Origin of the sequence: Pseudescherichia sp. (genome assembly GCF_031998825.1) — a bacterium.
In the GTDB taxonomy this organism is placed as follows: Bacteria; Pseudomonadota; Gammaproteobacteria; order Enterobacterales; family Enterobacteriaceae; genus Pseudescherichia.
Genome location: NZ_DAMACX010000053.1, coordinates 1 through 23,282, shown reverse-complemented (window position 1 = coordinate 23,282; position 23,282 = coordinate 1). Strand labels below are relative to the sequence as shown.

Sequence of the window (23,282 nt, the reverse complement as noted above, 5' to 3'; positions counted from 1 at the left end):
GCGCTTGCATGGCATGCAAGAGGTCAGCGGTTCGATCCCGCTTAGCTCCACCAAAATTCAGACCCTCGCTTTTAGCGAGGGTTTTTTTATGCCTGTCATTTTCATTTCATGAACGTTTGGTAAAATTTTAGGGCGATCCAGGATAATTCCGGAATTGCTTAACCAAAGTTAAGCGTCAGTTAACTATCAGTTCGCCAACTTGATTCACCTTGTGAATAAACCTATTATTTCTGCCCAGCAAAGTCGCGCCTTACGAGCACATTTTATTAACTCAAATGAAAATTAAAATATACAATCATATAAAAGCGTTTTTACTTGCGTTAATAATGTGTTTAGCCGTTGTCCCTGTTTCCCGTTTTATTTCTCCTCGCGCTCAGGTAGATGCGAGTGAAATCTTTCTGGCGTGGCTACCGCTCAGCGTATCTTTGGCAATGATCCTGCTATTCGGCCGGCGGGCAGTCGTTCCGCTGTTGATCGGTTTTGCCCTGGTTTATGAGTGGCTTCTGGATTTAACTCTGCTGCAAACGGGGGTTTTTCTTTTTTGCTTTTTCTTCCCTCTCCTGCTGTCGTGCACCATTGTACGCTGGCAGTTGGGAAAGCGCTGGCGACACGGCTTGCCCAACCGGGACATGGGGGTGCGTACCGTCTGGCTAGCGTTTGTGGCGCCGGCCGGGATTAAAGCGACAATGTATATGGCAGGAAGTGAAGTGTCGTTTCCTGCCACGGTAGCAAAGTTTTTTGATACTACCTCGGTTATTTACAGCATCATTGATATACAGAGCCTGATTTGTGCAGCGCTGATTTTTACAATGATGTTTTATTATCCCCTGCGCATGGTGGTTAATCCTCGCTATGGCCGAACGCTATGGCGAAAAAGCATCAAGCCTTTTTTGTCGCGGCGAAAGAGAAATTTCACTTTAGGCTGGCTGCTGACATTAACTCTCTTTCTTATGGTCGTCTGCTCACCGTATCAATCTGACTATATAGCTGGCTACCTGGTACCGGTCATCTTTATTCTATTTACCTTAGGGATCGGTAAGCTAAGCCCGCCGTTAATTGGTCTGAGCTGGGCCGTTACCACGCTGATGCTGCTCGCCAATAATCAAAATTTCTTGCAGGGTGTTTACACGGAATACTCGATGGCTTTTGTGCTGTCGGTGCTGATCTCCTTTACCATCTGTATTCTCTATATGGCCGCGATCTACCGGCGCAGCGAGTGGCTTAAGCGAGCATGGAAGGCACAGGCGTTAACCGATCCGCTGACCGGCCTGCCGAATTTACGCGCCCTTGAACAGCAGCTGGAGAAGCATACGCAACGGGTGGTCTGCTGCCTGCACATCAGTAACCTTGAGTTTCTCAGCCGCCACTACGGCATGATGATGCGCGTGGAGTGCAAGCGCAGCATCACCCGTGAGCTACAGCCGCTGCTGATGAGAAATGAGAAGGTGTATCAGCTGCCAGGAAGCGAACTCTTGCTGCTGCTCAACGGCGCGGATCCAACGGCGCGGCTGCAGCATATGGTGGACTACCTTAGCGGACGGAAAATTTTTTGGCACCACACCGCAATGGATATCGAATTCGGTGCATCCTGGGGGATTATCGAAGGCGGCGGGGAGGTATTTCATCAGACGCTGGGCCAGCTAAGCTGGCTCTCCGAGCAGGCCTGTGCAACCTCACACGTGCTGGCCCTGACCCAGAGTCTCGAGACCGTGTGCGGCCATACTACCGACCGCGTGCTGCTGCTTAACCGCGTAAAGCGTGCGCTGGAGGAGGATGGACTGTTGCTCTATGCCCAGCCGATCCAAAACGCGGATGGGGTGGGGTATCATGAGGTGCTGACCCGTCTCTCCATTGAGGGTGAGATTCTGACGCCCGATCGTTTCCTGCCGGTGATCGCCCAGTTTAACCTGAGCATTCGCTTCGATATGCAGGTGTTGGAGACGCTGCTGCGCTGGCTGCGTGCGCATCCGGTCCCCGGTACCCAGGCGCGTTTCTCCGTCAACCTGATGCCGCTGACCCTGATGCAGAAGGAGTCGGCCACGCAGATTATGGCGCTGTTTAAAAGCTATGGCGTTGCGCCCCAGTGCGTGATCATTGAGATAACCGAAGAGCAGGCCTTCTCCAATTCGGAAACCAGCATGCACAACATTCAGCGCCTGCAAAACTACGGTTTCAAGATTGCGATCGATGACTTTGGCACCGGCTACGCTAACTTTGAGCGCCTCAAGCGCCTGCATGCTGACATCGTGAAGATTGACGGCTGCTTCGTGAAGGATATTCTTACCGACTCTCTGGACGCGATGATCGTCAAATCAATCTGCTTTATGGCAAAAGCCAAATCCCTGACGGTGGTGGCGGAGTATGTGGAGACCGAGGAGCAGCGCGATCTGCTGCTGTCGCTGGGGGTAGACTATCTGCAGGGATATCTGTTGGGTAAACCCGAGAAGCTGGCGGACTAGATATAAAAAAACCGGGGCATGCCCCGGTTTTGTTCGTGTGCGGTGTCTGGTTACAGCACGAGCGCCGCGATAGAGGCTGAGAGCACGCTCACCAGCGTAGAGCCGTAGACCAGCTTCAGGCCGAAGCGTGATACCACGTTACCTTGCTCTTCGTTCAAGCCTTTGATGGCACCTGCGATAATGCCGATAGAGGAGAAGTTAGCAAAAGAGACGAGGAACACGGAGAGGATCCCTTCCGCGCGCGGGGAGAGGGTACCGGCGATTTTCTGTAGGTCCATCATGGCAACGAATTCGTTAGAGACCAGTTTGGTCGCCATGATACTGCCGACCTGTAACGCTTCGCCAGCCGGCACGCCCATGACCCATGCAACCGGGTAGAAGATGTAGCCCAGGATACCCTGGAAGGAGATGCCCAGCACGGCGGCGAACAGGGCGTTCAGGCCGGAGATGAGGGCGATAAAGCCGATCAGCATAGCGGCAACGATAATCGCCACTTTGAAGCCTGCCAGGATATACTCACCCAGCATCTCAAAGAAGCTCTGGCCTTCGTGCAGATTGGCCATCTGCAGATTCTCTTCGCTCTCATCCACGCGGTAGGGGTTGATCAGCGACAGGACGATAAAGGTGCTGAACATGTTGAGAACCAGCGCCGCAACGACGTACTTCGGATCCAGCATGGTCATGTAGGCGCCAACGATTGACATGGAGACGGTAGACATCGCCGTGGCCGCCATGGTGTACATGCGGTTGCGGGACATCTTACCGAGGATGTCTTTATAGGCGATAAAGTTTTCTGACTGCCCCAGAATCAGCGAGCTTACCGCGTTGAAGGACTCCAGTTTGCCCATGCCGTTAACTTTAGACAGTACGGTACCGATAGCGCGGATGACGATCGGCAGCACGCGAATGTGCTGCAGAATACCGATCAGCGCAGAGATAAAGACGATAGGGCACAGTACCTTCAGGAAGAAGAATGCCAGGCCTTCATCGTTCATTTTGCCAAAGACGAAGTTTGTCCCTTCGTTAGCAAAGCCGAGCAGTTTTTCAAACATCTCGGAGAAGCCACGCACGAAGCCTTGACCAACGTCAGAGTTCAGGAAGAACCAGGCGAGCAGAACTTCAATGACCAAAAGTTGAACAACGAAACGAAGACGAATTTTCTTGCGATCGCTGCTGACCAGCAAGGCAAGCAGCGCCACAACGGCAAGCGCCAAAACAAAGTGAAGAACGCGGGACATACTTTTTGCTCCAAACATGAGGCAGATTTAGTTTTCGTGCACATTCTATGTAACAAGAGTAAATAAAACGAGATCAAATACACACTATCGTAATGTCCTGTGACGAGACTCAAAAATAGTGATCAAAGATACAATTCTGTTATGTTAATAAAAGAAGTGTAAAACCTATTTACGCTGCTAGACTGTAACAAATGGGGTCACCCACCTACGCATCATTGCTCTTTTCCTGACGTTCACTCCGGTAATCGGTTTTATCTATCAAAGAAATCCACCTAAACGAACTTGATAATCATTCGCATTTTGCTAGCATGAAACATAGCAAAGGCTATATTAGAGGCAAAAATGAACGATAGCAGCGTTGAGAGTAGTAGCGGGCGTACAGCGCGGAAGCTTCGGTTCGCATTGATGGGACCTGCCTTTGTGGCGGCTATCGGCTATATCGATCCCGGTAACTTTGCTACCAATATTCAGGCCGGGGCCAGCTTCGGCTACAAGCTACTGTGGGTGGTGGTGTGGGCGAACCTGATGGCGATGCTGATCCAGGTGCTCTCCGCCAAGCTGGGGATTGCTACGGGTAAAAACCTTGCCGAGCAGATCCGCGATCACTATCCGCGTCCGGTGGTCTGGTTCTACTGGGTGCAGGCAGAGATCATCGCCATGGCCACCGACCTGGCGGAATTTATCGGAGCGGCGATTGGCTTTAAGCTCATTCTCGGCGTTTCACTGCTGCAGGGGGCGGTGCTGACCGGTATCGCCACCTTCCTGATCCTGATGCTTCAGCGTCGCGGCGATAAACCGCTGGAGAAGGTAATCGGCGGGCTGCTGCTCTTTGTCGCAGTGGCATACGTTGTTGAGCTGATCTTCTCCCAGCCTAAGCTGGCGGATCTGGGGAAAGGGATGCTGATCCCAAGCCTGCCAACCACTGAAGCGGTATTTCTCGCTGCGGGCGTGCTGGGTGCGACCATTATGCCGCACGTCATCTATCTGCACTCCTCTCTGACCCAAAACCTGCACGACGGATCGCGCAAGGAGCGCTACTCGGCGACCAAGTGGGACGTGGCTATTGCGATGACCATCGCCGGCTTCGTTAACCTGGCCATGATGGCCACCGCCGCCGCCGCGTTTCACTTTAGCGGTCATACCGGGATTGCCGACCTCGATCAGGCCTATCTTACCCTTGAACCGCTGTTGAGCCATGCGGCAGCCACCATCTTTGGTTTAAGCCTGGTGGCGGCAGGGCTATCATCTACAGTGGTGGGCACGCTGGCCGGGCAGGTGGTCATGCAGGGGTTTGTCCGCTTCAGCATTCCGCTGTGGCTGCGTCGGTCTATCACCATGCTGCCGTCGTTTATTGTGATCCTGATGGGGCTGGATCCGACCCGTATTCTGGTGATGAGTCAGGTGCTGCTCAGCTTCGGTATTGCATTGGCGCTGGTGCCGCTGCTGATCTTTACCAGCAATGGCAAGCTGATGGGAGAGCTGGTGAATACCCGGCTGGTAAAACGTCTCGGATGGGTCATTGTGGGGCTGGTGGTAGGACTTAACCTGTGGTTGCTGATTGGTACGGCGCTGGGGTTGTAATTTTGTTTTTAACGCCTGATGGCGCTGCGCTTATCAGGCCTACGGAGAGTAGGCCCGCGCAAGCGCAGCGCCGCCGGGCAAGATCAATGGTGATGGCCATGTCCGTGGCCATGACCGCGTCCTGGGCCACGACGGTCGTTGCGATCGTGCCAGCCTTCGCGGTAGCCGCGCTCATAAGCCTTACGATTATCCCAGCCGCGATGGTGACCGCGGTCGTGTGGACGCCAGCGATTATCACGCCACTGGTAGTGACGGTTCCAGTAGTCACGGTCTCGCCAGCCTCGGCCATCCCAGTAGTGGCCCCGATCGTCCCGGTCGCCAATCTGTAATTTTATGGATGGCAGCAGCGTGATCTCACCGGCGTGGGCAACCAGCGGAGCTGTAGTAGCCATTAACAGTGCTGCCAGAATAAGTGACCTGAACATATTGAATTTCCTCCACGAGCGGGCCAGAAGGGCCTGTAAGCAAATATTACGAGACGTAAAGTCTCGTAGCATTGGCTTAACTCCTAATTCGCGAAGAGCAGCACTTTTTGTTAAAAAGCAGTTAATCCGCGTCGTTCAGAATCGCATCGATGGCGGCACACTCTTTGTCGGTAAAGTGACGGTTAGCCAGCATACCAGCGGCATCGTCCAGCTGGGCAATTTTACTCGCGCCAATCAGCACCGAAGTGACTCTGTCCCCACGCAGCACCCACGCCAGCGCCATCTGGGAGAGCTTCTGTCCGCGTGCCTGCGCCAGGGCGTTAAGCTTGCGTACCTTCTCTAGCTTCTCATCAGTAAGCTGATCCGGGTTGAGGAAGCGGCTGCCGCTTGCGGCCCGGGAATCGGCCGGAATGCCGTTCAGGTAGCGGTCCGTGAGCTGCCCGCCCGCCAGCGGCGAGAAAGCAATACTGCCGACGCCTCTCTCTGCCAGCAGATCCAGCAGCCCATCCTCTACCCAACGCTCAAACATCGAATATTTCGGCTGGTGAATCAGGCAGGGCGTGCCCAAATCATCAAGAATAGCGATAGCCTCGCGGGCCAGATCTGCCGGGTAGTTAGACAGCCCAACGTAGAGCGCTTTTCCCTGGCGCACGATATGGTCCAGCGCGCGCATAGTCTCTTGCAGCGGCGTATGCGGATCGGGGCGGTGGTGATAGAAGATATCGACATACTCAAGGCCCATACGGCGGAGGCTCTGATCGAGGCTGGCAATAAGATACTTGCGGGAGCCCCAGTCGCCGTAGGGACCGTCCCACATGGTATACCCGGCCTTGCTTGAGATAATCAGCTCGTCGCGGTAGGGCAAAAAGTCTTCCCGCAGGATACGGCCAAAGTTGCTTTCGGCAGAGCCAGGAGGCGGGCCGTAGTTATTGGCAAGATCAAAGTGGGTAATGCCCAGGTCGAAGGCGTGACGTAGCAGCTGGCGGCTGGTCTCAACCAGCGTCGCGTCGCCAAAGTTGTGCCACAGCCCCAGCGATATTGCCGGTAGCCTGATGCCGCTCTCGCCGCAGCGGCGATACTCCATTCCCTGATAGCGTTCAGGATTAGCCTGATAAACCATGCCCTTATCCTCTCTCATTCGTTAAAAACAGCAACATTACAACGGCCGGGCCAATAAAACCCGTGCGGGGGTTAATCTTTGCGACGTGGCGCAATCATCAGCGGTTTGCCCGCCAGCAGCAGCCACGCCGGGAGCATCACGATGCATAGCAGCGGCAGCAGGGTGGTGTCCGGCACGACCGCCGCCGCCATAAACAGGCTCAGCCAGCCGTCCCGAGTCACTACCAGTACCAGGCCGAGAATGGCGCACGACACGGTAATGGCGGCCGGTACAGCCTCGACGTGCTCATGCAGCATCAGCCCCAGGGCCACGGCGACGAACACCGCCGGGAAGATACGTCCGCCGCGAAAGCCGCTGGCGGCAGCAACCACCAGCGCGGCAAGCTTCACCAGCGCAAACAGCAGGTAGTCGCTGACGGTAAAGGTCTGGCTGAACGCCAGCTGCTGCATCTCGCTTAGCCCCTTAAACAGGGTGATATGGCCGCCGATAATGCCCAGAATGCCGAGGAGAAAGCCGCCGATGCCGAGGATCAGCACGGGATGACGTAGCCGGTGCATCAGCTGGTGCAGGCGCGGGAGGCACCACACCGCAATCATCCCCAGCGCAATGGCGATGGCAGCCACTACCGCACCGCTGAAGATATCCACCAGCTGCATCTGCCCGTAGTGAGCAATCGGCAGCGAGAAGTGCGGATGGAAAAAGAGGCTGGTGGTCAGCGCGCCCGCGGCGGCGGACATCAGCGGGGCAAAGAGGCGATCCCACAGCGGGACGTCGCTATTACCCCCCAGGGTCTGGGAGAAGATGAGCGCTGCGGCAACCGGCGTACCAAAGAGCGCGCCGATGGTTCCGGCAGAGGCCAGTACCGTCCAGTCCAGAGCGGTCACCCGGGGAAAGAGGCGGGCACCTACGGCAACCGCCAGGGCAATATTAACCACCATAATCGGGTGCTCAGGCCCGAGGCTTACGCCCCCCGCCAGGCCAATAATCAGCGCGCAGAGCAGGCCGGGGAGGGTAGAGATGGCTACCGGCGCACCAATCAGCGGCTCGGTCGCCGGGTCCGGCCCGCCGTGGCCGGTGCTGTAGCGCAGCACCAGCCCGACGGCCACGCCGGTCAGGGTCAGCATCAGCAGCGTCCAGAAGGGCGACCCCAGAGTGACACCGAGCTTTGCTGGCAGAGTGGACCAGAGAATAGACTGCAGCATGGAGGCGACTTTCATCACCACCACCAGTACAACGCTCGACGCTACGCCAATAATCAGCGCAGGGAGCGACAGCAACAGCATGGTTCTGGCTCGCGGATGGAGCATGATGATTTCCTTCTGCTTTCACTTAGGTGCACCATTGCACGGCTCGCCTGGCGGCGTCGACACAAATGATGCGGAAAGAGTAAAGTTATTCTGTGATGAAGCTCTATAATCCCTCAGCACTCGTGCTATGGTCGTTGTTGTTACAGCGCCTTGAATTTACAGTGTGCCAAAGATTTATTCTGACTTTAGCGGAGCCGTAAAAGAATGACAAAGTATGCTTTAGTAGGAGACGTAGGCGGCACCAACGCGCGTTTAGCGCTATGTGATGTCGCCAGCGGCGAAATTTCCCAGGCTAAGACCTATTCCGGGCTGGACTATCCCAGTCTTGAAGCCGTGGTTCGCGTCTATCTTGCTGAACACAACGTCAGTGTTGAAGATGGCTCCATTGCCATCGCCTGCCCGATTACCGGTGACTGGGTCGCCATGACTAACCACACCTGGGCCTTTTCTATTGCCGAGATGAAGCAGAACCTTGGCTTTGCTCATCTGGAGATCATTAACGACTTTACCGCCGTGTCGATGGCGATCCCGATGCTGGACAGAGAGCATCTGACCCAGTTTGGCGGTGGGGAGCCGGTCGAAGGTAAACCAATTGCCGTCTACGGCGCGGGAACCGGCCTTGGCGTCGCGCACCTGGTGCATGTTGATAAGCGCTGGGTAAGCCTGCCGGGTGAGGGGGGTCACGTTGACTTCGCACCAAACAGCGAAGAGGAGGCCATCATTCTTGAGGAGCTGCGTGCCGAGGTTGGGCATGTCTCTGCCGAGCGCGTGCTCTCAGGCCCAGGGTTGGTCAATCTCTACCGGGCGATTGTAAAATCCGATGGCCGCCTGCCAGAAAACCTGCAGCCGAAAGACGTGACCGAGCGTGCGCTGGCGGACAGCTGCACCGACTGCCGCCGGGCGCTGTCGCTGTTCTGCGTGGTGATGGGCCGCTTTGGCGGTAACCTGGCGCTGACGCTGGGCACCTTCGGCGGGGTCTATATCGCGGGCGGGATCGTGCCGCGCTTCCTCGACTTCTTTAAAGCCTCCGGCTTCCGCGGCGGCTTTGAGGATAAAGGGCGCTTTAAAGCCTACGTGCAGGACATTCCGGTCTACCTGATCGTGCATGACAACCCAGGCCTGCTGGGCGCAGGCGCGCATATGCGGCAGACCCTGGGCTACGTTCTCTGATCACAGGTGCATTAGCTGCCTGAACTCTTTGACCTTGCTGCGGCTGACGGGAACCTGAAAATCGAGATCCCGCAGCCGCAGAATATAGGTGTTGTTAAACCAGGGTTCGATTTCACGGATCTTGTTCAGGTTAACGCAGTAGGAGCGGTGGCAGCGGAAAAAGTGTGCCGTCGGCAGCTTGCTGCAAAACTCGGTGATGTTCATCGGCATCACGTAGGATTCGCGCCGGGTGTAGACAAAGGTCATCTTCTCATGAGCTTCAGCGTAGTAGATATCGTGAATGCTGGTCACGATAATGCGCTCGTCTTTAATGAGGTTGATGGTGTCGTTCTCGCGGGTTGCTACCGTACTGTTGCCGGTGCCGGACTGCTGCTGCCAGGCTACCTCAAGCTTTTGCAGCATGGTGATGATGCGTGACTCCTGGTAGGGCTTCAGAATGTAGTCAAACGCCTCCAGCTCAAACGCCTCAACCGCATGCTCTTTCCACGCGGTAATAAACACAATAAAGGGCTTATGCGCAAACTGGCTGATGTTCTGCGCCAGCAGGACCCCGTCCAGCGATGGAATATTGATATCGAGAAACAGGGCATCCACCTTGTTATGCTGAAGATACTTCAGTACGTCCAGCCCGTCATCAAAGGTCGCCACAATCTCCATCTGGCTGTGCGCTTTGATAAGCCAGCTAAGCTCCTGCTGGGCGAGGATCTCATCTTCAACGATGATAACTTTCAATCTGGCTCTCCTGTTTAACGCAGCAGCGTAACCGGTCCGGGAACCGGCGTGCGTTGATGCGGTACGTAAAAGGCAATCTCCGTACCCGGCTCGAGGCGGCGAATGTGTAGCCCTTCGCCGTAGAGCAGCTTCACGCGATGATGGACGTTCAGCAGGCCGATTTTATTCCCGGGCATTTCATTGGCTTCAACGCGCTCAATCACTTTTGGATCGATGCCGTTGCCGGTATCGCGCACGGCAATACGCACCCGGTTACCGCACTCCTCGACGCTAATCGTCACCACACCTTTGCCTTTGCAGGACTGGATCCCGTGAACGATGGCGTTTTCCACCAGCGGCTGGATCAGGAGGCTGGGGATCACGCAGGTGACCTCTTCATCAATATCATAAATCACCGTTAGCTTGTCGCCGAACCGCGCCTGCTCAATGGCGATGTAATCTTTAATTTGGTACAGCTCTTTTTTAATATCGATCTGCTCATCGTCATTAAGCTCGATGTTATAGCGCAGATAGCGCGACAGGTTGATGATCAGCTGCCGGGCGGTATCCGGATTCATACGAATCGACGACGAGATGGCGTTCAGGGCGTTAAACAGGAAGTGGGGGTTAATCTTGCTCTGTAGCGCCCGCAGCTCTGCTTTATTGGCCATCTCCCGCAGCTGCTCGGCGCGTGAGACCTCCAGCTGGGTGGAGATGATCTGCGACAGGCCAACCGCCATCTCCTGCAGTGAAGAGGTGATCTGGTGAGCGTGACAGTAGTAGATCTTCAGCGTGCCGGTGACAACCCCTTTCTCCCAGAGAGGGATCACCAGCATGGAGTGGATCTCCGGGGTGCGGTGTGCCTCATCATTGTTTTTAATCACGATTTGGCCGTTATCGATCGCCTGGCGGGTGGTCGGGCTGATAATGTCATCGCTATCGCGGTAGTTTTTTTCCCCAACGCCAACGTAGGCAAGGACGTGATCGCTATTGGTAATGGCGACTGCATCGGCGTGAATATCGCGACGGATAATATCGCACACCTGGCGCAGCGACTCGCTGTTGACGTGGCGGAACAGGGGCAGCGTTTTATTCGCGATATCAAGCGCCAGCTTCGCCTGGCGCGCTGCGCTGGCCTCCTTCTCTCCCTCAACGCTCTGCACCAGCAGGACGATAAAGCCGATGCACACCGTGCCTAAAATCATCGGCACGCCGATCTTCGAGACGATATCCAGCCCCAGCTCGGTGGTCGGCGCCCAGAGCACCACAAGGATCATCGTCAGGGTTTCGCACAGCATGCCCGCAATAATCCCGACGCGCCAGCGCTGCGCTTTCGGGATCTTAATGTTGATCCAACCGGAGAGAATGCCCGCGATAATGCTGGTAATAAAGCAGGGGACAGCGGTCACGCCACCGATATCGATCAGGTAGCGGTGGGTACCGGCAATCACGCCGGTGATAATGCCGACCCAGGGGCCGAACAGGATCCCCCCTGACATAACTGCAATAATACGTACGTTAACCAGCGAGCCTTCTACCTGTACGCCTGACCAGGTGCTAAACAGGGCAAACAGCGAAAAGATAGCGGTAACGCCCAGCAGCTCTTTTGGCGAGTGGGCCGTTTTGTGCAGCAGCTCGCGGAACAGGCGGATGCGGATAAGAAAGAAGAGGCAAATAAGCATTAACGCCGCGCGATCGAAAACCGCCAGCAGCATAGTAAAAATTTCGTGCACGGGTAGCTCTTGTGAATGACGTGAAAAAGTGATGATAAAAAAATTAGCGACAGAAGACCAGTTAACTTCCCTGATGAGAAACGGGGAAAAACCTTTCACACAAAAGGGGATTGTGCGGCGGGCGCACTCCAGGCAATAGACCGTGATAAACAGAGTAACCCTGGGGTAATTTCTTTGATATCATAATGTTAAATATTTTTATATTTAATGTATAAACTAACGCCAGCGCTCACCATTAGCCAGTCAGGGGTTCCGCTTTTTCTGCGCCAAACAATTTTTACTTTTTCTCTCGACAGCGGGAAATTTTTCAGGCTATTTTCAATGCTATGCCACTACGACAGGTGGCAACGTCGCTCGGACGGTCCGGGCGCTCACGTTATCCGAGGAATCTATGGCTGAATTCAGTCCTGAACGCCGCTTTTCGCGTATCGATCGTCTCCCCCCTTACGTTTTCAACATTACTGCTGAGCTGAAGATGGCTGCGCGTCGGCGCGGCGAAGACATTATTGACTTCAGCATGGGCAACCCCGACGGCGCGACCCCGCCGCACATTGTTGAAAAGCTCTGCACCGTGGCGCAGCGCCCGGATACCCACGGTTACTCAACGTCACGCGGTATTCCACGCCTGCGCAGGGCTATCTCCCGCTGGTACCAGGAGCGCTACCAGGTTGAGATCGATCCGGAAAGCGAAGCCATCGTGACCATTGGGTCAAAAGAGGGGTTGGCGCACCTGATGCTGGCGACTCTCGATCATGGTGACACCGTGCTGGTGCCCAATCCAAGCTATCCGATCCATATCTATGGCGCGGTCATCGCCGGGGCGCAGGTACGTTCCGTGCCGCTGGTTGAGGGCGTTGACTTCTTTAACGAGCTGGAGCGGGCCATTCGCGAAAGCTATCCGAAGCCAAAAATGATGATCCTCGGCTTTCCCTCAAACCCTACGGCGCAGTGCGTAGAGCTGGACTTCTTTGAAAAAGTCGTTGCGCTGGCGAAGCGTTATGACGTGCTGGTCGTGCATGACCTCGCCTATGCCGATATCGTTTACGACGGCTGGAAAGCACCGTCTATCATGCAGGTGCCCGGCGCACGTGACGTGGCGGTAGAATTTTTCACCCTGTCAAAAAGCTACAACATGGCGGGCTGGCGCATTGGCTTTATGGTAGGCAACCCGGAGCTGGTGAACGCCCTGGCGCGGATCAAAAGCTACCACGACTACGGGACCTTTACGCCGCTACAGGTGGCGGCCATCGCTGCCCTTGAGGGCGACCAGCAGTGCGTGCGCGATATTGCTGAGCAGTACAAGCGTCGTCGCGACGTGCTGGTTAAGGGGCTGCACGAGGCGGGCTGGATGGTGGAGATGCCGAAAGCCTCGATGTACGTCTGGGCAAAGATCCCGGATGCCTACGCAGAAATGGGTTCGCTGGAGTTTGCTAAGAAGCTACTCAACGACGCTAAAGTTTGCGTGTCGCCAGGGGTTGGATTTGGTGAATATGGCGATACACACGTACGTTTTGCACTGATTGAGAACCGGGACCGTATTCGTCAGGCGGTGCGCGGAATTAAAGCAATGTTCCGCGCCGATGGTCTGCTTCCCGTTACGGCCAAAGCGTCTGTGGAAGAGAGAGAGTAGAAACGCGCCGACAGAATAGAAACAGGAGCCAAATGGCTCCTGTTTTTTTATGCGTGATAGCTGCTCAGATCATCAGGGCGAACGTGCCGGCCCAAACGATGACCATCACTGAAATGCCCATAAAAAAATATTTCACGTTTCATCACTCCGCATACGTCAGGGTACGCATTAATGAACATCAGGACTGATTATAGAGAGCTGAAACTGTACCAAAGCCAAATTGAGAATTTTCTCGCTTAGGATGGCAGCATCACCCCAGAATTTCGGGCGTACCTGACGCCAGACGGCGCTAATGTACGCTTAATTTTTACAGGGTGCAAGTGGGTTTTTTCCAAATACTTTTAGTCACTTAGGTGTGTCGTGGAACGGCGACACTTTTATTTCTTCACGTAATCATTTGTCTTTCAGCGACGCGATTAACGCTCCGGCAGAGTGCATTTTTGCGCTTGATTCATAAGGAGTATTTGGCGAAAAAGTGTGCGTTAGATCGCTTTTTAAGTCGTGATTAACAGAGTAAAACGCCCGCCGGGGAAGGGCGGGCGAAAGCATTACTCCATCGCAGCTTTAGTCAGATCGTCCTGCACCTGCTGACGCTGTGCCGGGGTCAGGATCTGGTTAAGATCGAAGTAATACTTCACCTTGTAATAGCGTGCCTGCTGTTCGGCATTGCTGAACGCGGTAAGCTGCGTTTTTACCGTGTTATCACTCCACTTACCTGAGCGGATCATATCGATGATCGCACCCTCTTTCGCGCCGGTGACTTTGATATGGTCAATATTGGTCTTAAGCTGCTGGTGCAGCTGCTGGATTTTCGTTACCTGATCCTGGCTCAGTTTCAGATGCTGCACGATGGGATCCTGGGACGGGGCCGGTGCCGTAGAGACATTTGCTGCAAAAGCCGCGCCTGAAGAGAGCGCCAGCGCGGAAACCAGTAAAGCGGAACGCAAAATTTTGTTCATATTTTTATCCAAAAAGCACGATGAAAGCAGACCAGCGAGCCGAGCCTGTCGCCGCTCTCTGCCATAATAAAAGGCCGGGCAGGAATAGACTACTTTCTCTCGCCCTGGCCGATAACAGAATACGTATTTGATATGCGTCCAGCCACGCAGAATTGTTTTGCTAACGGTAACCGAGTGAAAATATGCATGGGGTATAAGACTATTTGTGTCTTTTGATGACTTTTTTCCATTAATGCGTAAATAATACTTTAATATTAGTGCGGTGAATGCATAAGGCATAATCAATTGATTTTAAATACTATAAATATACCTTATCTAACCCAGCGGATCCTATTGCTGATGGCGTTGGCAAACCCGTTACGTTAACTGATTACGCTTTATTACATTTTTTAAAATTGATGGTGCCGTTTGGGAACCATACTTTTCCGGAAATTGTATTTCCGCACGATGTTTTTTTGCTATGCGGCTATTAACAACCGATTTTGTCTTTGAATATCACTCGTCATGCCTGCGCGCGCAGGAATTTATTTAACGTTCTGTGGTGGAGGTCTTTCATGTTCAGGATCTTATCTGCTGAGTTTTTTGGTACATTCTGGCTAGTGTTAGGCGGTTGCGGCAGCGCCGTGCTGGCAGCGGCGTTTCCAGAGTTAGGGATAGGGTTTGTTGGCGTGGCGTTGGCGTTTGGCCTGACCGTTCTGACAATGGCCTACGCGGTTGGCCATATCTCAGGCGCCCACTTTAACCCGGCGGTGACGCTGGGACTGTGGATTGCTGGGCGTACTCCTGCTCGCCACGTCATTCCCTACATTGTGGCCCAGATCGTTGGCGGTATTGCTGGGGCCGCGGTGCTCTACCTCATCGCCAGTGGTAAAACCGGCTATGATGCGACGCTAGGCGGCTTTGCCTCCAACGGCTTTGGCGAACACTCGCCGGGGGGCTTCTCTTTTACCGCCTGTGCAATAGCTGAAGTTGTACTGACGGCTTTTTTCCTGTTAGTCATTCTTGGCGCAACGGACAGATATGCGTCAGTCGGGTTCGCTCCGCTGGCGATTGGCCTGGCGCTGACGCTTATTCACCTTATCAGTATTCCCGTAACCAACACCTCTGTTAACCCGGCACGCAGCACTGCCGTCGCGATCTTTCAGGGAACATGGGCGCTGCAACAGCTATGGGTATTCTGGGTAATGCCGCTCGTCGGTGGCCTGATAGGCGGAGTGATCTATCGAGTTCTGCTTAGCGACACCGTCTCCCTGCCGAAGCAGGCGCAGACAGCGAAAGAGTAACGGTAATAAACCCTCCATGCCGCCGTGCGAGGCGGTGTGGGGTACCCCTCTATATCATGAAAAAGGGCGATGCCTTTTCGCTGAATAGAGATGAATCTGAAATAAAATATCACGAGCAGCGCCGCATAACTCATTTCCACTGGAATCTGCCACCGTCAAGAGTGAATAAATCCGTGGTATAATCTTGCCCCTCATTTCTCTTTTCGCTTTGGGGCATTTTTAAATGCAACAGCCCGTTGTGTATGTAGGTGAATGGCTGGTTACACCCTCTGTTAACCAAATCAGCCGGCAAGGACGTCAGCTTACCCTTGAGCCGCGCTTAATCGACCTGCTGGTGTTTTTTGCTCGCCACCCTGGACAGGTACTAACCCGTGATGAATTAATTGATAACGTCTGGACACGCAGTGTCGTCACCGGCCATGTCGTTACCCAGAGTATCTCCGAGCTGCGTAAGTCGTTAAAAGATGGCGATCCTAACGCGCCGGAATATATTGTTACGGTACCCAAACGGGGCTATAAGCTCACGGTGCCGGTAATATGGCACACTGAAGAGCAGGAGGAGGGCGCTACGCCGTCGTCTGCGCCAGATACGCTGCCTGAAGCAACCGCTGAGCCACCGCCTGAAAGCGTTACGCTACGCAGTCGGCTTAACGCTTTTATTGTCTGGGGGCTATTTCTGTTGGCGCTGGGCTCATGCGTGGCGCTGGTTGCGCTGGCGACCCTTGATTCCCGTCCACCGATAACCAAAACACGCCTGCTGCTGAACCCGCGCGATATTGATATCCATTTAGTCGATGGCAGCGGCTGTACCAACCGCAGTACGCAGCACGCCTATGCAGTAGGGCTGGGCAGCCTGATCACGACTACACTCAACACCTTCTCAACCTTTATGGTGCACGACAAAACTAACTACAACATTAATGAGCCCAGCAGCTCCGGTAAAACGCTGACCATTGAGTTTGTTAATCAGCGGCACTACCGTGCCCAGCAGTGCTTTATGTCGATTAAGCTGGTGGATAACGCAGATGGTTCAACCATGCTTGATAAACGTTATTTCGTTACCAGTGATAATCAGCTATCCATTCAGAACGATCTCATGAACAGCCTGTCGGACGCGCTGACCCAGCCGTGGCCAGCACGTTTACAGACGATGTTAACCCAGTATCAACCTGCCCAGAGCACGTCACTTGTGGCCTTTTACCAGGCTCATCAGCTATTAATGAATGGTGATGTCGACTCGTTGAGTAAAGCCAGTGAACGTTTAGAGGAGGTATTGAAACACTCTCCTGAGTTTATCTATGCGAGGGCGGAAAAAGCGCTGGTCGATGTCTTACGCCACTCCCAGCAGCCTTTAAATGATAAGCAGCTAGCGGCACTTAATAGCGAGATAAGGCATCTAAGTGATACCCCAGGCATGAAAGAGATGGCTATTCTCTATCAAATTGAAACTGTCGATATGCTGAGTAAAGGCAACGTTGATGAAGCCTATAAAAATGTTAATAAATCTATCGACCTGGAGATGACATGGATGAGCTATGTGCTGCTGGGTAAGGTGTATGAAATGAAAGGGCAGAATCGCCTGGCGGCAGATGCCTATATTACCGCCTTTAATTTACGCCCTGGCGATAACACGCTCTACTGGATAGAAAACAGCGTATTTCAAACATCGGTGACGCGCGTCGTTCCTTACCTCGATAATTTTCTTGCAAAAGAATAAATAACATATCATAAAGTTAAATTAATGTTTAAATAATGATTTATTTTGTTATTTAAATGATTGCTTGTATTTAGGTTGAAACTTTAAATGATGTGCTCCTTCGCATCTAACTATTTGTAACTGCTGTGTGTTTATCTTTTCCTGACCTTTGGAGGTTATCCTGAGATGTAACCCTAAAAGGTCAGGGTCTCAATTTTTTGCAGTTTGTTTTTATTTCACTTTATCTTTAGGACTTTGCTTTTCCAAATGCGTAATCTCGCTGGCAGTTGGTCGGGTCAATAACATGCTTTAACTCATGATCCGCACCTCCAAATAACTCTCAGGAGATTACGAAACATGAGTACTGCCAAAAAGATCGGGCTGTTTGCCTGCACCGGTGTTGTTGCCGGAAATATGATGGGGAGCGGTATTGCATTATTGCCTGCGAACCTCGCTAGCATTGGGGCTATTTCTATCTGGGGCTGGGTCATCTCTATTATCGGTGCCATGTCACTGGCCTATGTTTATGCGCGGCTGGCAACTAAAAACCCGCAGCAGGGTGGACCTATCGCTTATGCCGGCGAGATATCTCCCGCCTTTGGTTTTCAGACCGGCGTTCTCTATTATCACGCAAACTGGATTGGAAACCTGGCTATTGGTATTACCGCCGTCTCTTATCTCTCAACGTTTTTCCCGGTATTAAACAACCCTGTTCCTGCTGGCATCGCCTGTATTGCCATCGTCTGGCTCTTTACTTTTGTTAATATGCTCGGCGGGACCTGGGTCAGCCGCCTGACCACTATCAGCCTGGTGCTGGTGCTTGTTCCAGTCGTCATGACGGCGGTTGTCGGCTGGCACTGGTTTGATATGGCGACCTACCAGGCAAACTGGAATACCTCTACCACCACCGACAGCCACGCGGTGATCAAAAGTATCCTGCTCTGCCTGTGGGCCTTCGTGGGCGTTGAATCCGCCGCGGTCAGTACCGGTATGGTGAAGGACCCGAAACGCACCGTCCCGCTGGCGACCATGCTGGGAACGGCGCTGGCCGGGATTGTCTATATCGCCGCGACTCAGGTTATCGCCGGTATGTATCCTGCTGCTGAGATGGCTTCCTCCGGTGCGCCGTTCGCCGTTAGTGCTTCCACTATCCTTGGCGGCTGGGCTGCGCCAATCGTATCCGGATTTACCGCTTTTGCCTGCCTGACCTCGCTGGGCTCCTGGATGATGCTTGTCGGCCAGGCCGGTGTGCGCGCCGCTAACGATAACAACTTCCCGAAAGTGTATGGCGAAGTAGACAGCAACGGCATTCCGAAAAAAGGGCTGCTGCTGGCTGCAGTGAAAATGACCGCCCTGATGGTGCTGATCACCATGATGAACTCTGCCGGTGGCAAAGCATCTGACCTGTTCGGGGAGCTGACCGGCATCGCGGTACTGCTGACCATGCTGCCTTACTTCTACTCCTGTGTGGATCTGATCCGCTTCGAGGGCATTAATACCCGCAACCTTATCAGCCTGATCTGCTCCGTGCTGGGCTGTGGATTCTGCTTCATCGCTCTGATGGGTGCCAGCTCCTTTGAACTGGCAGGCACCTTCATCGTCAGCCTGATCATCCTGATGTTCTACGGTCGCAAAATGCACCAGCGCCAGCTTAACAACGCCGCTGCCGAAAGAGAGACCGCAAGCGCGCTGTAAACCTTAACCCTTTCCTGTAGCCCTTCCTTCACCTGTAACCTACGGCGGGAGGGGCTTGCTCTACCCGGAGATTAGATTATGAACGTTATTGCTATCATGAATCACATGGGCGTTTACTTCAAAGAGGAGCCCATCCGTGAACTACATCGTGCTCTCGAACGCCTCGACTTTCGCGTTGTTTACCCTAACGACCGCGACGATCTGCTGAAGCTTATTGAAAACAATGCTCGCCTGTGCGGCGTCATCTTCGACTGGGATAAATACAATCTCGAATTGTGCGAAGAGATCAGCAAGATGAACGAGTATATGCCGCTGTACGCGTTCGCCAATACCTATTCCACTCTCGATGTCAGCCTCAACGATCTGCGCATGCAGGTACGCTTCTTCGAGTATGCGTTGGGTGCCGCTGAAGACATCGCCCATAAAATCAAGCAGAACACCGATGAGTACATCGACGCCATCCTGCCGCCGTTGACGAAAGCGCTGTTCAAATATGTTCGTGAAGGTAAATACACCTTCTGTACCCCGGGCCACATGGGTGGAACGGCTTTCCAGAAAAGCCCGGTCGGCAGCCTCTTTTATGACTTCTTCGGGCCAAATACCATGAAGTCCGATGTCTCAATTTCAGTCTCCGAGCTGGGTTCCCTGCTGGATCACAGCGGCCCGCATAAAGAAGCGGAAGAGTATATCGCGCGCGTATTTAATGCCGAGCGCAGCTATATGGTGACCAACGGTACTTCGACCGCTAATAAAATCGTTGGCATGTACTCCGCGCCAGCGGGCAGCACCGTGCTGATTGACCGTAACTGCCACAAGTCGCTGACCCATCTGATGATGATGAGCGACATAACGCCTATCTATTTCCGTCCTACCCGCAACGCCTACGGTATTCTCGGCGGGATCCCGCAGAGCGAATTCCAGCATGCCACTATCGCTAAGCGCGTCAAAGAGACCCGCAACGCCAGCTGGCCGGTGCACGCGGTGATCACCAACTCGACATACGACGGTCTGCTCTACAACACGGACTACATCAAGAAAACCCTCGATGTGAAGTCAATCCACTTTGATTCTGCCTGGGTTCCCTACACCAACTTCTCGCCAATCTATGCCGGCAAATGCGGTATGAGCGGCGGCCGTGTAGAAGGGAAGGTGATCTATGAAACCCAGTCCACGCACAAGCTGCTGGCGGCCTTCTCCCAGGCGTCGATGATCCACGTGAAAGGTGACGTTAACGAAGAGACCTTTAACGAAGCGTTCATGATGCACACCACCACCTCGCCGCACTACGGCATTGTGGCCTCTACCGAAACCGCCGCGGCGATGATGAAAGGCAATGCCGGGAAGCGCCTGATCGACGGCTCTATCCAGCGCGCCATCAAGTTCCGGAAAGAGATCAAGCGCCTGAAAGGGGAGTCTGAGGGTTGGTTCTTTGATGTCTGGCAGCCGGAACATATTGACCAACCTGAGTGCTGGCCGCTGCGCTCTGACAGTGCCTGGCATGGTTTCAAAAACATCGATAACGAGCACATGTACCTCGACCCGATCAAGGTCACTATTCTGACGCCGGGGATGACAAAAGACGGCGCGATGGATGAGTTCGGGATCCCGGCCAGCATCGTGGCGAAGTACCTGGACGAGCGCGGTATCGTAGTAGAAAAAACCGGGCCTTATAACCTGCTGTTCCTGTTCAGCATCGGCATCGATAAGACCAAAGCATTGAGCCTGCTGCGCGCCCTGACCGATTTCAAACGCGGCTTCGATCTGAACCTGCGGGTGAAAAATCTGCTGCCGTCGCTGTATCGCGAGGATCCTGAATTCTATGAAAACATGCGCGTCCAGGAGCTGGCAAACAACATTCATAAGCTGGTTGAGAAGCACAATCTCCCGGATCTGATGTTCCGCGCCTTTGAAGTGCTGCCGTCTATGGTCATGACCCCGTTTGCGGCGTTCCAGAAAGAGCTGCACGGCCAGACTGAGGAGGTCTACCTCGAAGAGATGGTTGGTCGGGTCAATGCCAACATGATCCTGCCGTACCCGCCGGGCGTTCCGCTGGTGATGCCGGGAGAGATGATCACCGAAGAGAGCCGTCCGGTGCTGGAGTTCCTGCAGATGCTGTGTGAAATCGGCGCGCACTACCCGGGCTTCGAAACCGATATTCACGGTGCCTATCGGCAGAAGGATGGCCGTTACACCGTTAAGGTGCTGAAAAACGATAAATAAATAATGAAGGAGCCTGCCTGGCCTGCGGGATCGTAGGCCGGGTAAGCGTAGCGCCACCCGGCAAATTCCACAGCTCAGGGAGACCCTATGAAAACACCCTCACAGCCGCGTGCGATTTACTACATCGTCGCGATCCAAATCTGGGAGTATTTCAGCTTTTACGGCATGCGTGCCTTACTTATCCTCTATCTTACCCATCAGCTCGGCTTTAGTGACAGGCATGCTATCAGCCTGTTCAGCGCTTACGCTTCGTTAGTTTATATTACTCCTATTCTCGGCGGCTGGCTTGCCGACCGCCTGCTTGGCAATCGCGCGGCGGTTATTTTTGGCGCACTGTTAATGACCCTTGGGCACGTCGTGCTGGGCCTGGGTGCTGACTCCACAAAAAGCCTCTATCTTGCGCTGGCCATTATTATCTGCGGCTATGGCCTGTTTAAATCTAACGTAAGCTGCCTGCTGGGTGAAATGTATACGCCAGAGGATACACGCCGGGACGGTGGGTTTGCGCTGCTCTACGCCGCCGGAAACGTCGGCTCGATAGCCGCGCCGGTAGCCTGCGGGCTGGTGGCGCACTGGTATGGCTGGCATGCGGGTTTCGCGTTGGCGGGCATCGGTATGTTTATCGGTCTGGTCATCTTTTTAGGCGGTCATCGCCATTTTCGCCATGTCCGCAGCGTGAACAAACCGGCCCTCTGTGCGGCGACCTTTATGCTGCCCGCCTGGGCATGGATGGTGCTGCTTCTGTGCGTTGCCCCGTTCTTCTTCTCTCTGCTGCTGAAAAATAACTGGGCTGGCTACCTGCTGGCGATCGTCTGCGCCATCGCCGCCCGGATTGTGGCGCGCATCATGGTGAAGTTTCCAGAGCATCGCCGTGCGCTGTGGCAAATCATCCTGCTAATGATGACCGGCACGCTGTTCTGGGTGCTGGCGCAGCAGGGCGGCAGCTCCATCAGCCTGTTTATCGATCGCTTTGTTAACCGCCACATTTTGCATTCAGAGATCCCGACCGCGCTGTTCCAGTCGGTCAATGCCGTTGCGGTGATGGCTGCGGGCGTCGTGCTGGCGTGGCTGGTAGCTCCCCGAGGCGGCGTCCACTCTGCACTGCGCGTGTGGCTGAAGTTTGCGTTTGGTCTGTTGCTGATGGCGGGCGGTTTTATGCTGCTGGCACTGAATGCCCACGGTGGCCAGCAGGACGGCCATGCCTCGATGGGCCTGATGATTGCCGGTCTGGCGTTAATGGGCTTTGCCGAGCTGTTTATTGACCCGGTCGCAATGGCGCAAATTACCCGCTTCAACATGCCCGGCATGGCCGGAGTACTGACCGGTATCTATATGCTGGCAACCGGCGCGGTTGCTAACTGGCTGGCGGGCGTAGTGGCCCAGCAAACCACCGAGCCACAGTCCAGTACCGCCGCGCTCGCTGCTTACCAACACTTTTTTTCGCAGATGGGACTGTGGACCTTCGGCTGTGTAGCGCTGATTGTAGCGCTGCTTGCTGCTGCGAGGTTAACGCTCATGTCTCCGGCCCCCTGCATACAGCAACCCAGTCGTGATTAACTCTATAAGGAGACAGCATGTCCGAACAACTGGTGCACGATGCCGACGAGGCATCCGATCTTAACAGTGAACTAAAAACCCGCCGTGAGAAGCTGGCGCAGCTGCGCGAGCAGGGCGTTGCCTTCCCGAACGACTTCCGCCGCGATCGCACCTCCGATACGCTGCACGCCGAGTTTGACGTGAAAGAGAACGATGAGCTGGAAGCGCTGAACGTGGAAGTGAGCGTCGCCGGCCGGATGATGACCCGCCGTATCATGGGCAAAGCGTCTTTCGTTACTTTGCAGGACGTTGGCGGCCGCATTCAGCTGTATGTCTCCCGCGATGACCTGCCAGAAGGCATCTACAACGAACAGTTCAAGAAGTGGGATCTGGGCGATATCCTCGGCGCGAAAGGGAAGCTGTTCAAAACCAAAACCGGCGAGCTCTCCATTCACTGCACCGAACTGCGCCTGCTGACCAAAGCCCTGCGCCCGCTGCCGGACAAGTTCCACGGCCTGC

18 protein-coding genes are annotated in these 23,282 nt (G+C 54.2%); 10 read left to right on the top strand and 8 right to left on the bottom strand.

Features of this window, described 5'->3' with window-relative positions; translation table 11 throughout:
* The first annotated feature begins 275 nt into the window (after positions 1 to 275).
* Positions 276 to 2,459, top strand: coding sequence for an EAL domain-containing protein (locus tag RTP97_RS18325; RefSeq protein WP_312416193.1), 2,184 nt, complete (start codon positions 276 to 278; stop codon positions 2,457 to 2,459).
* Between the two features lie 50 nt (positions 2,460 to 2,509).
* Here RTP97_RS18325 and RTP97_RS18320 read toward each other — a convergent pair whose 3' ends face one another.
* Positions 2,510 to 3,697, bottom strand: a complete 1,188-nt coding sequence (locus RTP97_RS18320) for a NupC/NupG family nucleoside CNT transporter (RefSeq protein ID WP_312416192.1) — start codon at positions 3,695 to 3,697, stop codon at positions 2,510 to 2,512.
* Positions 3,698 to 4,039: 342 nt separating this feature from the next.
* On the opposite strand from RTP97_RS18320, the gene RTP97_RS18315 reads away from it, so the two are divergent.
* Positions 4,040 to 5,278: an Nramp family divalent metal transporter gene (locus tag RTP97_RS18315; RefSeq protein ID WP_312416191.1), complete on the top strand. Its 1,239-nt coding sequence runs from the start codon at positions 4,040 to 4,042 to the stop codon at positions 5,276 to 5,278.
* A gap of 83 nt (positions 5,279 to 5,361) precedes the next feature.
* Here RTP97_RS18315 and RTP97_RS18310 read toward each other — a convergent pair whose 3' ends face one another.
* The 3 genes from RTP97_RS18310 to RTP97_RS18300 form a co-directional block, all read right to left on the bottom strand.
* A complete protein-coding gene (locus tag RTP97_RS18310) occupies positions 5,362 to 5,703 on the bottom strand; it encodes a DUF2502 domain-containing protein (protein WP_312416190.1) in 342 nt (113 codons plus the stop codon).
* A 121-nt stretch (positions 5,704 to 5,824) separates the two neighbouring features.
* On the bottom strand, positions 5,825 to 6,823 hold the full coding sequence (gene mgrA, locus RTP97_RS18305; RefSeq protein WP_312416188.1) for an L-glyceraldehyde 3-phosphate reductase: 999 nt from the start codon (positions 6,821 to 6,823) through the stop codon (positions 5,825 to 5,827).
* 71 nt (positions 6,824 to 6,894) lie between these two features.
* Positions 6,895 to 8,130, bottom strand: a complete 1,236-nt coding sequence (locus tag RTP97_RS18300; RefSeq protein WP_312416185.1) for an ion channel protein — start codon at positions 8,128 to 8,130, stop codon at positions 6,895 to 6,897.
* A gap of 204 nt (positions 8,131 to 8,334) precedes the next feature.
* On the opposite strand from RTP97_RS18300, the gene glk reads away from it, so the two are divergent.
* Positions 8,335 to 9,300, top strand: coding sequence for a glucokinase (gene glk / locus RTP97_RS18295; RefSeq protein ID WP_312416183.1), 966 nt, complete (start codon positions 8,335 to 8,337; stop codon positions 9,298 to 9,300).
* On the opposite strand, the gene RTP97_RS18290 is transcribed toward glk, so the two are convergent.
* Both RTP97_RS18290 and RTP97_RS18285 read right to left on the bottom strand, forming a co-directional pair.
* On the bottom strand, positions 9,301 to 10,032 hold the full coding sequence (locus RTP97_RS18290; protein WP_312416180.1) for a LytTR family DNA-binding domain-containing protein: 732 nt from the start codon (positions 10,030 to 10,032) through the stop codon (positions 9,301 to 9,303). It abuts the gene before it with no gap.
* 14 nt (positions 10,033 to 10,046) lie between these two features.
* On the bottom strand, positions 10,047 to 11,744 hold the full coding sequence (locus RTP97_RS18285) for a sensor histidine kinase (RefSeq protein WP_312416177.1): 1,698 nt from the start codon (positions 11,742 to 11,744) through the stop codon (positions 10,047 to 10,049).
* A 391-nt stretch (positions 11,745 to 12,135) separates the two neighbouring features.
* On the opposite strand from RTP97_RS18285, the gene alaC reads away from it, so the two are divergent.
* On the top strand, positions 12,136 to 13,374 hold the full coding sequence (gene alaC / locus RTP97_RS18280; RefSeq protein ID WP_312416175.1) for an alanine transaminase: 1,239 nt from the start codon (positions 12,136 to 12,138) through the stop codon (positions 13,372 to 13,374).
* 64 nt (positions 13,375 to 13,438) lie between these two features.
* Here the strand turns inward: alaC and ypdK are convergent, their stop codons facing one another.
* Together ypdK and RTP97_RS18270 are read right to left on the bottom strand one after the other, a co-directional pair.
* The gene (gene ypdK / locus RTP97_RS18275; RefSeq protein WP_099458783.1) at positions 13,439 to 13,510 is read right to left on the bottom strand and encodes a membrane protein YpdK; all 72 of its coding nucleotides are present in this window, start codon (positions 13,508 to 13,510) and stop codon (positions 13,439 to 13,441) included.
* 412 nt (positions 13,511 to 13,922) lie between these two features.
* A complete protein-coding gene (locus RTP97_RS18270; RefSeq protein WP_312416173.1) occupies positions 13,923 to 14,333 on the bottom strand; it encodes a hypothetical protein in 411 nt (136 codons plus the stop codon).
* A 554-nt stretch (positions 14,334 to 14,887) separates the two neighbouring features.
* On the opposite strand from RTP97_RS18270, the gene aqpZ reads away from it, so the two are divergent.
* From aqpZ to RTP97_RS18240, 6 genes are all read left to right on the top strand, one after another.
* Entirely contained in the window at positions 14,888 to 15,616 is a 729-nt protein-coding gene (gene aqpZ / locus RTP97_RS18265) for an aquaporin Z (RefSeq protein ID WP_312416171.1), read from the top strand.
* A 223-nt stretch (positions 15,617 to 15,839) separates the two neighbouring features.
* Positions 15,840 to 17,333: a lysine decarboxylation/transport transcriptional activator CadC gene (cadC, locus tag RTP97_RS18260; protein WP_312416169.1), complete on the top strand. Its 1,494-nt coding sequence runs from the start codon at positions 15,840 to 15,842 to the stop codon at positions 17,331 to 17,333.
* Positions 17,334 to 17,669: 336 nt separating this feature from the next.
* On the top strand, positions 17,670 to 19,007 hold the full coding sequence (gene cadB, locus RTP97_RS18255) for a cadaverine/lysine antiporter (RefSeq protein ID WP_312416167.1): 1,338 nt from the start codon (positions 17,670 to 17,672) through the stop codon (positions 19,005 to 19,007).
* Positions 19,008 to 19,085: 78 nt separating this feature from the next.
* A complete protein-coding gene (gene cadA / locus RTP97_RS18250; protein ID WP_312416164.1) occupies positions 19,086 to 21,227 on the top strand; it encodes a lysine decarboxylase CadA in 2,142 nt (713 codons plus the stop codon).
* A gap of 87 nt (positions 21,228 to 21,314) precedes the next feature.
* Positions 21,315 to 22,784 (top strand): oligopeptide:H+ symporter, encoded by a 1,470-nt coding sequence (locus RTP97_RS18245; protein ID WP_312416161.1) that lies wholly within the window; start codon positions 21,315 to 21,317, stop codon positions 22,782 to 22,784.
* A 17-nt stretch (positions 22,785 to 22,801) separates the two neighbouring features.
* Positions 22,802 to 23,282: OB-fold nucleic acid binding domain-containing protein (locus RTP97_RS18240; RefSeq protein WP_312416158.1), on the top strand; the 481-nt coding region annotated here is incomplete at its 3' end.

Bases quoted from the DNA above. Each gene is read 5' to 3' on its own strand.
- RTP97_RS18325 (WP_312416193.1), top strand. From the start codon at position 276: ATGAAAATTAAAATATACAATCATATAAAAGCGTTTTTACTTGCGTTA.
- RTP97_RS18320 (WP_312416192.1), bottom strand. From the start codon at position 3,697: ATGTCCCGCGTTCTTCACTTTGTTTTGGCGCTTGCCGTTGTGGCGCTG.
- RTP97_RS18315 (WP_312416191.1), top strand. From the start codon at position 4,040: ATGAACGATAGCAGCGTTGAGAGTAGTAGCGGGCGTACAGCGCGGAAG.
- RTP97_RS18310 (WP_312416190.1), bottom strand. From the start codon at position 5,703: ATGTTCAGGTCACTTATTCTGGCAGCACTGTTAATGGCTACTACAGCT.
- mgrA (WP_312416188.1), bottom strand. From the start codon at position 6,823: ATGGTTTATCAGGCTAATCCTGAACGCTATCAGGGAATGGAGTATCGC.
- RTP97_RS18300 (WP_312416185.1), bottom strand. From the start codon at position 8,130: ATGCTCCATCCGCGAGCCAGAACCATGCTGTTGCTGTCGCTCCCTGCG.
- glk (WP_312416183.1), top strand. From the start codon at position 8,335: ATGACAAAGTATGCTTTAGTAGGAGACGTAGGCGGCACCAACGCGCGT.
- alaC (WP_312416175.1), top strand. From the start codon at position 12,136: ATGGCTGAATTCAGTCCTGAACGCCGCTTTTCGCGTATCGATCGTCTC.
- RTP97_RS18270 (WP_312416173.1), bottom strand. From the start codon at position 14,333: ATGAACAAAATTTTGCGTTCCGCTTTACTGGTTTCCGCGCTGGCGCTC.
- aqpZ (WP_312416171.1), top strand. From the start codon at position 14,888: ATGTTCAGGATCTTATCTGCTGAGTTTTTTGGTACATTCTGGCTAGTG.
- cadC (WP_312416169.1), top strand. From the start codon at position 15,840: ATGCAACAGCCCGTTGTGTATGTAGGTGAATGGCTGGTTACACCCTCT.
- cadB (WP_312416167.1), top strand. From the start codon at position 17,670: ATGAGTACTGCCAAAAAGATCGGGCTGTTTGCCTGCACCGGTGTTGTT.
- cadA (WP_312416164.1), top strand. From the start codon at position 19,086: ATGAACGTTATTGCTATCATGAATCACATGGGCGTTTACTTCAAAGAG.
- RTP97_RS18245 (WP_312416161.1), top strand. From the start codon at position 21,315: ATGAAAACACCCTCACAGCCGCGTGCGATTTACTACATCGTCGCGATC.